The sequence below is a fragment of the Neorhizobium sp. SHOUNA12A genome, from assembly GCF_023006505.1.
In the GTDB taxonomy this organism is placed as follows: domain Bacteria; phylum Pseudomonadota; class Alphaproteobacteria; order Rhizobiales; family Rhizobiaceae; genus Neorhizobium.
Map to the genome: position 1 here is coordinate 1 of NZ_JALBGV010000033.1, position 12,716 is coordinate 12,716.

Genomic DNA, 12,716 nt, shown 5'->3' on the forward strand with positions numbered 1-12,716 from the left:
GGCGACGACCGCATCGTCGGCGGCCTTTGTCCGGTCGTAGAGCGCCCGCGCCGTGCCGTCCGTTTGGCTGCGCGTGGTTGCTCCCTCGGCCCGGCCAGCGAGACGGCCGCGAGCGAGCGGGCTCCAAGGAACAACACCGACGCCTTCGCTTAAGCAGAGCGGCAACATTTCGCGCTCCTCCTCCCTGTAGATGAGGTTGTAATGAGGCTGCATCGATACGAACCGCGCCCAGCCGTTTTGCCGTTGCAACCCGATTGCCTTCATGAATTGCCAGGCATGCATGGAAGACGCGCCGAGATATCGCACCTTGCCGGCCCGCACCACATCGTTCAGCGCGTCCAGTGTTTCTTCGATCGGTGTGCCGTAGTCGAAGCGATGCAGTTGATAGAGGTCGATATAGTCGGTCCCAAGACGCCTGAGGCTGCCGTCGACTGCATCGAGGATATGCTTGCGCGACAGGCCGCGATCGTTGATGTCGCTGCTCATCGGATGGAAGAGTTTTGTCGCGATCACCAGCTTGTGGCGCGGAACAAGGTCCAGCAGCACCTTGCCGGTAATCTCCTCGCTCTTGCCGAGCGAATACATATCGGCCGTGTCGAAGAAGTTGATGCCGAGCTCAACCGCTTGCTTCAGAATCTTGGCACTGTCCTCAAAATCCAGGACCCATGGCGCCCATTCGCTCGAACCGAAGGTCATGCAGCCGAGGGCAAGGCGAGAGACTTTGAGGCCGGTTCGACCTAGGTTGATATATTCCATTGATACACCTCGTGCAGTTTAAGCGGCGACACACTGCATTTTCTGCGTCTGCGAATGATATAATTGGAAATTATCGAGGCACTCAATGGGCTTGCTGCTAAATTATGCAAAAAATTACAGAAGGGATTGTCAAATTGGAATCTCCTGTTACGGTCAGTGTATCAATCGAGAAATACACGCATGTTCACTATCGACGCGTCCAGCATTGACCGCTCCCTGCCCGTTCCGGTGGGCAAGCAGCTTTACGGGCTACTGAGCTACGTGCTGTCTTTCGGCGACATGCCGAAGGGCGTGAAGCTGCAGTCCGTGCGCCAGCTCGCTGCCGAGCTCGACATCGCGCCGATGACGGTGGCGGAAGTCTACAAGCGGCTTCGCGCGGACGGCCTTGTCGAAATCCGCCCCGGCCTCGGCGCCTTCACAGTTTACGAACCGCGCCGCCGGGATGGCGTGATCGCGCCTGCGAGCGTGCTTGGCCCCGATATCGACAATCTGTTGGAGAAAGCCGAAGCGCTCGGCATTTCGCCGATCACTCTCGCCTCGATGGTGCAGGCGCAGGCGCGGCTGCGCAAACCGCGCGTCCACCTCGACATCGTCTTCGTCGGCATATTCGAGGCGCCGGCACGCGACTATGTTGAACAGATCCGCCCGACGCTTGCTGCCAACGACCTGATCTCGCTCCTAACCTTTGACCATATCCGCGACAACGAGGGAGCGCGCGAAAAGTGTCGCAACGCCGACCTGGTGCTCACCTTTGTGCATCGCGAAGTCGAAATGCGCAGCCTCGTACCGGATGCCAATATCCTGTCGCTGCGGTTCATTCCGTCGGAACGCACACGGCAGGCGCTGGCGCTGCTCGATCCGCGCACCCGCGTCGCGGCCGTCACGCAGCTCAAGGATTACATCGCCATCATGCGTCCCAGCGTGCGCGAATTCGCGCCGCATATTTCCGATATCACGGTAGCATGGTCCTATGCGGATGATCTTGCGGACATCGTCGCCCGCTGCGACGTCGTGATCTACGCTTCCGGCGCCGACCATGTCGCCGATCTCGCCGGCCCGAACAAGCGCTGTTTCGAATACCGCCACTCGCCGGATCCCGGTGTGCTCGAAAACCTCCTCGCGCCGGCGCTCGCCGAGCTGCGCCACAATAAGATCGCCGATGGCGAAGCTCGGCCAAAGGTCGCCGATATTACCTCGCTGAGGACCAAGGCCCGCTGACGACCCATGCCAAGCTTTGAATGAACCAAAACCAATAAGGGAACAGACATGAGCAAAGCACTCTCGATCACAGCAGCTGCCCTTCTCGCAGGGCTTTCCTTCACCGCTCTGAACTCCGCCCAGGCCGCGACCATCACGATCGGCACCGACGTCGATGCCGGCACTCTCGACCCGCGCCTCGCGCGAGACACAACCGCCTATCGCGTTGCGGACCTCATCTATTCGGGTCTGGTTCATCTGACGCCGAGCCTGGAAGCCAAGCCCGATCTCGCCGAAAGCTGGGAAAACCCGAACCCTACCACTTGGGTCTTCAAGCTTCGGCCGAACCTGAAATTCTCCGACGGAAGCCCGCTGACCTCGGCCGACGTGGTCTTTACCTTCAGCACCATTCTCAACAAGGATTTCAACGCGCCGCAACGGGCGCTCTACACACCGATTTCGGCCGTGGAAGCGGTCGACGCGCAGACGGTGAAGTTCACGCTTTCGGCTCCCTATGCACCGTTGCTCAGCTATCTCGACATCGGCATCGTGCCGAAAGCGCTGGTGGAAGGCGGCACCGACATCGCGCTGAAGCCGATCGGCGCCGGACCAATGAAGTTCACCTCCTGGACGCGCGGCAGTGCCATCGAACTTGCGCCGAACCCGAATTACTGGGGGGAAAAGTCAAAGGCCGACAAGGTGGTCGTGAAAATCATCGGCGACGGTTCAGCCCGTGCTCAGGCATTCGAAGCGGGTGACCTGGACGTCATCCAATCGCCGCTCGCGCCACAGGACATCAAGCGCCTACAGGCGGACAAGCGCTTCGGCGCGGTGGTCCAGCCCGGCCTCGGCGTAACCTACATCAACTTCAACACCAAGGACCCGCTGCTTTCGAGCCCGAAGATGCGTCAGGCCTTCTCGATGCTGATCGACCAGAAGACCATCGTCAACGATATCTTCCAGGGCGTCGATGCTGTCGCCTCCTCGATCATCCTGCCCTCCTCCTGGGCCTATTCGAAGGATATCAAACAGCCCAGCTTCGATATCGACGGCGCCAAGAAACTGTTCAAGGAGGAAGGCTGGGCGGACACCAATGGCGACGGCATCCTCGACAAGGGCGGCAAGCCGCTGACGATTGTTTTGTCCACCCATAGCGAAGACAGCAACCGCGTCCAGACGATCGAATTCATGCAGGCGAATTTCCAGGCCGCCGGCGTCGAGGCCAAAACGCAGATCAGCGACTGGCCGTCCTTCTCCACCAACTACGTGCAAAAGAGCCAGCACCAGATCGCTTTGCTTGGCTGGCTGAACATCGTCGATCCGGATCGCCTCCTGTTCGCACAGTTGACCACAGGCGGTTCGACCAACTGGGGTGGCTATTCCAACCCGGCGGTTGACGATCTGCTGAAGCAGGGTCGTTCAGCGACCAGCCAGCCCGACCGTGCCGCCGCCTATCAGAAGGCCGCGACGACTTTGGCAAGCGACCTTCCCTACTACATCGTCTCCTATCAGGGTTATCAGCTCTTCTATTCCAAGAAGCTGCCCTTCCAGGTGCAGGCGACCTCGCGCGGCAATATGCGCGGCCTGATCGGTCTCAAGGACTGAGACAGCTCGCGCGGGCCGGCTCATCCGGTCCGCGCCTGAAGACCCAATTGCAGTTCCAGGATAGATCGATGGCTTTCTCACAGCGTCTCGGCGCGGGCTTCTATGCGAAAATTCAGGCCGAAATCCGCAAACGGATGGCGATTGAGGGCATCGATCTGTTGCTTCTCGATTCCAATGACGACGTCATCTATACGACAGGTTTCTCGCATTATACGACGGAGCGGCCGGTGGTCGTGGCGATCACGGCAACGGATACTTTCCTGCTGCTTCCGGAACTGGAGCGTACCCACGCGGCACACCAGCACATAGCCGCAGAGGCGATCGTCTATTTCGAGTTTCCCGGCATCGACCCGTGGCACGCGGTGCTCGGCCGGAAGTTTGCCGGGTTCAGGGGAACGGTCGCCTATGGCCATGCGATCTCGCTTGCCCGGATAAAGCCGATCGAGGGCGCCTTTCCGAATGCGGAACGGGTGGTCCCGAGCAACATCGTCCAGCAGATGCGGCTTCGCAAACATCCGGAAGAGATCGTACTGCATCGCGAGGCCGCCAGGCTTTCCGACCGCATGGTCGAGGTCGGCGTCGAGATGATCCGCGATGCGATGCGCAAGGGCGGCACGCTGCCGAGCGAGGTCGAGATCGAATCCTACGTGTCGCGCCACGCCATGCGCACCATGCACGAAGAGCATGAGGACGTGATGCTCGTTCAGGGGCTTGCGAGCGGGCTCGTCTATTCCGGGCCGAGATCCGCCTTCCCGCACGGCATGCCGACCGGCCATCCGGTGAAGATCGGCGAAAGCATCATCCTGTCGCTCGGCTGCCGGGTTGGTGCCCGCGCTTCGGAAAGCGAGCGCACCTTCTTCATCGGCGAGCCGTCCAAGGTGCAGGAGCAGCACTATGCCGTCGCCTACGAGGCGCAGCGGATGGCGACTGCGGCATTGATCGCCGGGCATACCTGCGCTTCTGCCGACAATCTGGCGCTTGCCTATATCCGCGACAGCGGCATGGGCGAATACCTGCTGCATCGTGTCGGCCACGGCATGGGCATCATGTTCCATGAAGCGCCGTGGGTGGAAGGCGGCGACCAGACCATTCTGGAACCCGGCATGATCACCTCCAGCGAACCGGCGATCTTCGTGCCGGGCTTTGCCGGCTATCGCATCGCAGACACCGTGCTGATCGCCGCCGAAGCGCCCGATAGCATGACTGTCTATCCCCGCAAACTTGACGACATCGTCATCTCCTGAGGTCGGAAAGATGGGTTTCAGCCTCGCCGATACAGTTCTCGTGACCGAGCAGGGTCCGGATTCGCTGACCAAATTCCCCCGCCGCTTCGAGGAGATCGTGCTGTCATGACCTTTGCTTCGGCACATATCAGGGGAGCGGCCTCGTGTTAGCCTATATCGTCCGTCGAATCCTGCTATTGATCCCGATGGCCGCAGGCATGGTCATCGTCACTTTCGGCCTGCTATTGCTGATCCCCGGCGACCCTGCCTCCGTGCTGCTCGGCCAAGAGGCCTCGGCGGAAGCGATCAACAACCTGCGCAACGCGCTCGGCCTCAATGATCCCTGGTATATCCGTCTCGGCGTCTATTTCGCGCAGTTACTGCGCGGCGACATGGGCCGCTCGATCTTCCAGAACCAGGCCGTGTCGGAGATCATAGCCGGCAGGCTCGGTGCGACTATCGAGTTGGCCGTCCTGGCGCTGATCCTTGCCTGTCTCGTCGGCATCTCGCTCGGGGTGCTGGCTGCCACGCGACAGGGTTCGATCGTCGATACCGTATCGATGATTTTCGCCCAGCTTGGCGTTTCGATGCCGGTCTACTGGCTCGGCCTGCTGCTGATGTTGCTGTTTGCCGTGACTCTCGGCTGGCTTCCGGCAATCGGCCGCGGGGCCCCCTTCCCCGAAGCGGTCTGGGCGGCGCTGACCGGTCGTCCGCAGGTGCTGCTCGACAGCTTAGCCCACATCCTCCTGCCGGCGCTGGCGCTCGCCGCGAACTCGGCGGCGATCATCTCCCGCCTGGTGCGCACCGCCATGCTCGAAGTGCTGCGGGAGGATTTCATCCGCACCGCCTATTCCAAGGGCCTGCGCCGCAATCGCGTCATCATCCGCCACGCATTGGGCAATGCGTTGCTGCCGGTGCTGAGTGTGATCGGACTGCGCTTCGGCGCCCTGCTCGGCGGCGCGGTGCTGACCGAAACCATCTTCGCCTGGCCGGGCCTCGGCCAACTGACCATCACGGCGATCTCGCAGCGCGACTTGCCGCTCATCCAGGGCATCGTGCTCACCTTCGCGATCATCTTTGCACTGGTGAACCTGGTCGTCGACCTTCTCTATGCGGTCGTCGACCCGCGCATCCGTTTGGGTTGAGGCTCATGAGATTATTCAGGCGTTTCCGCAATATTTCACTCATCCTCGGCTCGATCATCGTGCTGGCGATCGTCGTCTGTGCTGTCTTCGCTCCTTATCTATCTACGCATGGCGTCGAGCAGATGGACATGCGCAACCGCTTCTCCGGCCCGACGCTCACCCACTGGCTCGGCACCGACAATTTCGGGCGAGACCTCTGGTCGCGGCTTATATACGGCGCACGCATCTCGCTGACGATCGCCTGCATCTCCGTTTTGGTCTCCACCGTCATCGGCACGGCGGTCGGACTCGCGGCTGGCTATTTCGGCGGCTGGACGGATCTGATCCTGATGCGGATCACGGACATATTCCTGGGCTTCCCGGCGATCGTACTGGCGCTTGCGATCGTCGCGGTGCTTGGCCCCGGCATGATCAACGTGGCAATCGCCATCATCGTCGTCGCCTGGACGGAATATGCCCGCGTGGTTCGGGCGACCACCTTGATGCTGCGCGAGCAGAATTACGTACAGGCCGCCAGGGCGCTCGGCGCTCATCCGGTCCGCATCCTGGTCAAGGAAATCCTGCCGAATGCGATGGGGCCGATCATCGTGCTCGCCTCGCTCGGCTTCGGCACCGCGATCATCTCGGAATCGGCGCTCAGCTTTCTCGGTTTCGGCCTGCCACCGCCGACGCCGACCTGGGGCTGGACGCTTGCCTATGGCACCCGCTTCATGCGCGACGAACCGTGGCTGGCAATCATTGCCGGCGCCACGATCATGGTGACCGTGCTCGGCTTCAATCTGCTCGGTGACGGCCTGCGCGATGCGTTCGACCCCCGCCATCTCTCCCGCTCGGCGGGCAAGAAGAAATAGGCAACTCCTCGGATCAATACGACAAGACGCTGAAAGGAAACGTCCATGGTCAAGTCGATCAACAAGCTCCGTCCCAAATTCACCACCCATGCGGACGGTAGCGATGCCGTGATCTTCATGCACGAACTGGTGGGTGAACAGGATGGCCCGACGGTCGGGATTTCCGCCTCGATCCACGGCAACGAAAATACCGGTTCGCAGGCGATCCTGGACCTGTTCCGCATCATCAAGGACATGCCGCTCAGGGGTCGCATCATCCTGCTTCCGGTCGCAAACCCGCGCTCCTTTGCGGTCAACCATCGTCACAATCCGCTCGATCAGATGAACCTCAACCGCGAGTTCCCCGGCGATCCTCGCGGCACTTACAGTCAGCAGCTTGCCGATGCGCTGGCGCACGAATTCTTCGCGAAGATCGACTATAATCTCGACCTGCATTCCGGCACGGACCGGCCGACGGTCGACTATGTTTACATCTGGAACGACGAGCCGCTATCGCGCGCTTTCGGTTCGAAAATCCTCTATCGCCCAACGACGGGTAAGGCCGGCACGGTTTATTCCGGCACCAGCAAGTCCGTCTCGATGGACCGCCACGGTACCAAGGTCGTGACCATCGAGCTCGGCGGCGGTATCGTCGACCAGACGCCCTATGCGAAGCGCACCGTCGATGGACTGCTGAACCAGCTCCGCCTGATCGGCTCGATCGAAGGCGAAGTGATCCCCAATCCGAAGCAGGCCGTCATCACCGAGCTCGTCGGCATCCGTCCGAAACATGGCGGTTGGCTGGAGCCGCTCTCGCCGGCAAACGGCGAGATCATCAGGGGCGGTTCGTTGCTCGGCCGTGTCGTCAGTCCCTACGACTTCGAGACGATCGAGGAAATCCCGACGCCCTTCGAAACCGGCATCATGGTCATGCAACACCTGACCCGCAATCTCGTGGAAGCCGGCGATTACGGCTTCATGGTCGGCAATATCGAAGGGTCTACCGACTGATCGGATCCCTCCGGCAGATGGAATGAACGGATGCAAGATCGCGCAATGGAAAAGACGATGGAACCGGCGCTTGCCGTCAGCGACCTGAATGTCGAAATCCTCGGGGAGAACGGGGCCTTCCCCGTCGTCTCGGAGATGAGCCTTTCGGTGCGCCCCGGCGAGACGGTCTGCATCGTCGGCGAAAGCGGCTGCGGCAAATCGATGACCGCGCTGTCGCTGCTTCGCCTCCTGCCCGACAGCGCCCGTGTCGCCTCCGGCTCGATCAGGATCCATGGCGAGGACTTTCTCGCCATGGATCGGCGCCAGGTCGAGAACCTCCGCGGCGACAAGATCGCCATGATCTTCCAGGAACCGCTATCGGCGCTGAACCCGGTGCTGACGATCGGCGAACAGATCGCTGAATCCGTCCGCCAGCATCGAAGGCTTGGACGGCGCGAGGCCTTTGCGCGCGCCGTCAAATGCCTGGAACTGGTCCAGATGCCGGACCCGGAACGGCGGGCAAGGCAATACCCGCATGAACTTTCCGGCGGCATGCGGCAACGCGCGATGATTGCTCTGGCGCTTGCCTGCGAGCCGAAGATCATCATAGCCGACGAGCCAACGACGGCCCTCGATGTCACCGTGCAGGCGCAGATTCTCGGACTGATTTCCGACCTGCAGAAGCGGCTCGGCACGGCGCAGATCCTGATCACCCACGATCTCGGCGTGGTTGCCGAAATCGCCGACCGCGTCATCGTCATGTATGCCGGCCGGCGCGTCGAGGAATGCAGCGTCTACGAACTCTTCGACAACCCGATCCATCCCTATACGATCGGCCTGATGGGCGCCGTCCCTCATCGGGACAGAACGGAAGCCGCCCCGGAACGGCTGACGGATATTCCCGGCACCGTGCCACCGCTCTGGGACCTGCCGAAGGGCTGCGCGTTTGCGCCCCGCTGTCCCGGCGCCTCGGCTCGCTGCCTGGAGGAGCGCCCACCCTTCATCGAAAAGAAACCCGGTCATTTTGCCGCCTGCTGGGAGCATGACAATGCCTGATGCTGCGGCCCCTCTCCTCTCCGTGGAGAACCTCAAGGTGCATTTTGCCATCCGCTCCGGCGTCTTCCAGCGGCAGGTCGGCGAGGTGAAGGCCGTCGACGGCGTTTCCTTCTCGATCGGTTCGGGCGAAACGCTCGGCCTTGTCGGCGAAAGCGGCTGCGGCAAGTCGACCACCGGGCTCGCCCTCATGGGCCTCGTGAAGGCCACTGAGGGACACATCGCCATGCAGGGAGCCGAGGACGTCACGCAGATGCGGAGCATCCCGCGATCCTACCGCCGCCGCATGCAGATCATCTTCCAGGACCCGTTCTCCTCGCTCAATCCTCGTCAGAAAGTGCGCGACATCATCCGCGCGCCGCTCGATATCCACGGCATCGGCACTGTGGAGAAACGAAGGACAGAAGTGGCGAAACTCATGTCGCTGGTGGGCCTCAGGCCCGATCAGGCAGACAACTTCCCGCACCAGTTTTCCGGTGGCCAGCGCCAGAGGATCGGCATTGCGCGGGCACTGGCGCTGAGGCCGGATATCATCGTTTGCGACGAACCCGTCTCGGCGCTCGACGTCTCGGTGCAGGCGCAGATCCTTAATCTGCTCGCCGATTTGCAGAAGGAACTCGGCCTCTCCTATCTGTTCATCTCGCACGACCTCGGCGTGGTCGAACACGTCTCGCACCGGGTCGCCGTCATGTATCTCGGCAAGATCGTCGAGACCGGGTCGAAAGAGGCGATCTTCACGAACCCCCTTCATCCCTATTCGGAACTGCTGTTGCGCTCGGCGCCGGCACATGATCCGCGCAAGCGTCACAAGTTCAGCGCCGTCAGCGACGACATTCCGAGCGCCACGCGAAAACCCTTGGGCTGCGCTTTCCACACCCGTTGCCCCCTCGCGACCGATATCTGCCGGCAAGCCGAACCGCAGCTCGAGCTGAAGGCCGATGGCCAGTCCGTCGCCTGCCATCACCGATAAGGAGTTTAGGATGACCGAAGACCTGATCGAGCTTCTCGCAGAACCGGGCCAGCCGAACTTTTTCTTCGACGCATTGGATACCGCACTCGCCACCCGGGTTGGGCACCGGCTGCTGACGCTGCTCTATAAGGACGGCGACGAGGTGGCGCGCGTCTATTCCAACATGCCGGACGTCTATCCCGTCTTCGGCCGAAAACCGATGGGCATGACGCCCTGGGGCGACCTGGTGCTGCGCCGACAGCAACCATTCCTCGGACGCGACCGGGAGGCGGTCAGGTGGGCTTTCTTCGATCACGAGCTGATCGCGAGCCTCGGCCTCAACTCGGCGATCAATATTCCGGTCGTCTACAACGGCGAGACGATCGGCACGATCAACCTGCTGCACGAGGAATTCTTCTACGAGGAAAAGCATGTGCAACTCGCCAGACAATTCGCACCGCTGCTGATCCCCGCCTTTCTCGAAGCCCGCCGCGCTGGCGCTTCAAAAGCCTGAACAGGATAAAATCCCGTGACCACCATTCTTTTTGAAAACGCCCGTATCGTCGATGGAACGAGCCCGGAGCCGAGCGAGCCGATGTCGGTTCTCGTTGAGGGCGATATGGTCCGAGAGGTCTCGCCCTCCATCAACAGTGCCGGCGCGCAGCGGATCAACCTTGCCGGCAAGGTGCTGATGCCGGGCCTGATCGACGCCCATGTGCATGTCATCGCCGGCATGGCGAACCTCGGCCAGAACGCAAAACTTCCCGATCCGATCGTCACCGTGCGCGCCTTCAGGATCATGGGCGAGATGCTGATGCGCGGCTTCACCACGGTCCGTGATTTGGGCGGCGCGACCTCCGGGCTGCTGGCCGCCACGCAGGAAGCGCCCTGGCCGACACCGCGGCTCAACATCTGCGGCAAGGCGCTGTCGCAATCCGGCGGCCATACCGATTATCGTGGCCCCTATGACGACACGCCGACGCCGAAGACCGGCCATACGCTCGGCAATCTCGGGCGCATCTGTGACGGGGTGCCGGAAGTCCGCAAGGCCGCCCGCGAAGAATTGAAATCCGGTGCACATTTCATCAAGGTCATGGCAAATGGCGGCATCGCCTCGCCGACCGACCCAATCCATTTTCTCGGCTTTTCGCGGGAAGAGCTGATCGCCTCCGTCGAAGAGGCGGAGAACGCCGGCACCTATGCCGCGGCGCATCTCTATACGGACAAGGCTATCCGCCGGGCGATCGAATGCGGCATTCATTCGCTGGAACACTGCAACCTGATCACATCCGAAACCGCGAAATTCGCTGTCGAAAACGGCTGCATCTCGGTGCCGACGCTCGTCACCTACGAAAAGCTCGGCATCGAAGGCCCGGCGCTCGGCTTGCCGCCCACCTCCGTCGCCAAGGTGGATTCGGTACGGCTCGCCGGCATGGAATCGTTGACGATCATGCGCGAGGCCGGGCTGCCAATGGCCTATGGCACCGACCTTCTGGGCGAAATGCACCGGCACCAGTCCGAGGAATTCGTGATCCGCTCCCGCGTCCTTCCCGCCCACGCGGTGATCGCCTCGGCAACCCACGTCGCGGCGAAGCTGCTCCGGATGGAGGGCAAGATCGGCTGTATCGCCCCCGGCGCCTTCGCCGACCTGATCGTGATCGACGGCAATCCGCTCGACGACATGTCGTTGCTCGCCGATCAAGGCGCCCATATGCCAATCATCATTCGCGGCGGTCATTTCGTAAAGAACCGGAGGTAAGTGGATGAAGCTGGGAGGAGAATTGGCGGCGATAACGGCGGGTCTTGACCTGCTCTATCGCAGCCGCAATCGCAATGCCGGCATTCTGGACGCCGAAGGGCTCATACCCGTCGCTGTCGCCGAGATATCGCCGCAGCGATTTGAGAGCTACGACGAAGCGGAAGCTGCGCTCCTGTCCTTTCGCGATCGTCTCGGGCAAGCCGAAACCGCGCTGCGCGGGGATTGGCTCGACGAGATGTCCGACTCGCTGCTCGCCCTGATTGCCACCTTCCGGGGCGATTCCATCAGTTTTGGTGAAAGGCTGGAGCGGCAGATCCGTATCGACGCCCGCGACATACCCGAAGAGATAATCACGGGATATTACAGAGGAATTCGTGAGGTGTTGGATGAACTCGGCTTCCGCGACGGCAGCCTTTTTGAGGATTTTGCGCGCTGGGAGCAGCATGCCCGGATACCATCGGACAAGGTGCTCGACGTGCTTGCGGAATTTCAACGTCAGGCACGAACGCGCTGCGGCATACTGGCAACCTCGTTAAGGGCCGATTGGGTGAATGACGAATGGATCAAACCTATCGCCCAGCGGGACGTGCCTTACTCGGCCTATTGTGATTTCCCCGGCAGACGACTGCTGCTCAATGTCGACTTTCCTTACACTGCTTTTGGACTTAAGCACCTGGCAGTACACGAGGCTTTTCCGGGCCATCTCGTTCACCTGAAACTGCGCGAGAGACGCGTGGCGGAAGGCCTGATGCCGCTTGATGCCGCTCAGGTGGTCACGAGTTCGGCAAGTTCGGCGATTTTCGAAGGCATCGCCGACAATGGCATGCAATTTCTCGATTGGATCGAAACGCCGGAGGATCATCTCGGCCACCTTCTGCAGCGCCTTCGTTCCGCGCTCAGGTGTCGCGCCGCCTGGCAACTGCTTGGCGAGGGGCAATCCTTTGATGAAGTCGTGCCGAGTATCGCTGCTGCTTCCCTGCAATCTCCTGATGTTACCCGATCGCGACTCGCCTTCCTTCGTCATGATCTGCGCGCTCCTTTTGTCTACGCATATTGGTGCGGAGAGATGGCGGTTCACTCGGTCTGGTCCCAGATACGTGTTGAAGAAAAAGATGAGTTTTGGAACTATCTCTATAACAACATGCACACGCCGAATACGCTGGCAAAACATTGGCTTAGACGGATCTGATAAACACGCATTGGAAGAGT

Annotated in this window: 12 protein-coding genes; 11 read left to right on the forward strand and 1 reads right to left on the reverse strand. The window is 61.2% G+C overall.

The window, feature by feature from the left end:
• Positions 1–756, reverse strand: a 756-nt coding sequence (locus MOV63_RS16190) for an aldo/keto reductase (protein WP_247034895.1), incomplete at its 3' end; no start/stop codon positions are given.
• Between the two features lie 180 nt (positions 757–936).
• Between MOV63_RS16190 and MOV63_RS16195 the strand changes: the two genes are divergently transcribed.
• The 11 genes from MOV63_RS16195 (at position 937) to MOV63_RS16245 (ending at position 12,696) form a co-directional block, all read left to right on the forward strand.
• The gene (locus tag MOV63_RS16195) at positions 937–1,974 is read left to right on the forward strand and encodes a GntR family transcriptional regulator (RefSeq protein WP_040124658.1); all 1,038 of its coding nucleotides are present in this window, start codon (positions 937–939) and stop codon (positions 1,972–1,974) included.
• A 48-nt stretch (positions 1,975–2,022) separates the two neighbouring features.
• Positions 2,023–3,558: an ABC transporter substrate-binding protein gene (locus MOV63_RS16200; RefSeq protein ID WP_040124657.1), complete on the forward strand. Its 1,536-nt coding sequence runs from the start codon at positions 2,023–2,025 to the stop codon at positions 3,556–3,558.
• A 68-nt stretch (positions 3,559–3,626) separates the two neighbouring features.
• Complete coding sequence (locus MOV63_RS16205; RefSeq protein ID WP_247034896.1) at positions 3,627–4,802, forward strand: Xaa-Pro peptidase family protein; 1,176 nt, start codon at positions 3,627–3,629, stop codon at positions 4,800–4,802.
• A 143-nt stretch (positions 4,803–4,945) separates the two neighbouring features.
• Positions 4,946–5,926: an ABC transporter permease gene (locus tag MOV63_RS16210; RefSeq protein ID WP_040124654.1), complete on the forward strand. Its 981-nt coding sequence runs from the start codon at positions 4,946–4,948 to the stop codon at positions 5,924–5,926.
• Between the two features lie 5 nt (positions 5,927–5,931).
• Positions 5,932–6,777, forward strand: a complete 846-nt coding sequence (locus MOV63_RS16215) for an ABC transporter permease (protein WP_040124652.1) — start codon at positions 5,932–5,934, stop codon at positions 6,775–6,777.
• 45 nt (positions 6,778–6,822) lie between these two features.
• Entirely contained in the window at positions 6,823–7,767 is a 945-nt protein-coding gene (locus MOV63_RS16220) for a succinylglutamate desuccinylase/aspartoacylase family protein (RefSeq protein ID WP_040124651.1), read from the forward strand.
• Between the two features lie 45 nt (positions 7,768–7,812).
• On the forward strand, positions 7,813–8,802 hold the full coding sequence (locus MOV63_RS16225) for an ABC transporter ATP-binding protein (RefSeq protein ID WP_040124650.1): 990 nt from the start codon (positions 7,813–7,815) through the stop codon (positions 8,800–8,802).
• Positions 8,795–9,769: an ABC transporter ATP-binding protein gene (locus tag MOV63_RS16230; protein ID WP_247034898.1), complete on the forward strand. Its 975-nt coding sequence runs from the start codon at positions 8,795–8,797 to the stop codon at positions 9,767–9,769. Before MOV63_RS16225 ends, MOV63_RS16230 begins: the two co-directional genes overlap by 8 nt.
• A gap of 10 nt (positions 9,770–9,779) precedes the next feature.
• Positions 9,780–10,262, forward strand: a complete 483-nt coding sequence (locus MOV63_RS16235; RefSeq protein WP_040124647.1) for a GAF domain-containing protein — start codon at positions 9,780–9,782, stop codon at positions 10,260–10,262.
• A 15-nt stretch (positions 10,263–10,277) separates the two neighbouring features.
• A complete protein-coding gene (locus MOV63_RS16240) occupies positions 10,278–11,507 on the forward strand; it encodes an amidohydrolase family protein (RefSeq protein ID WP_040124645.1) in 1,230 nt (409 codons plus the stop codon).
• A 4-nt stretch (positions 11,508–11,511) separates the two neighbouring features.
• Entirely contained in the window at positions 11,512–12,696 is a 1,185-nt protein-coding gene (locus tag MOV63_RS16245; protein ID WP_040124643.1) for a hypothetical protein, read from the forward strand.
• Positions 12,697–12,716: the final 20 nt, after the last annotated feature.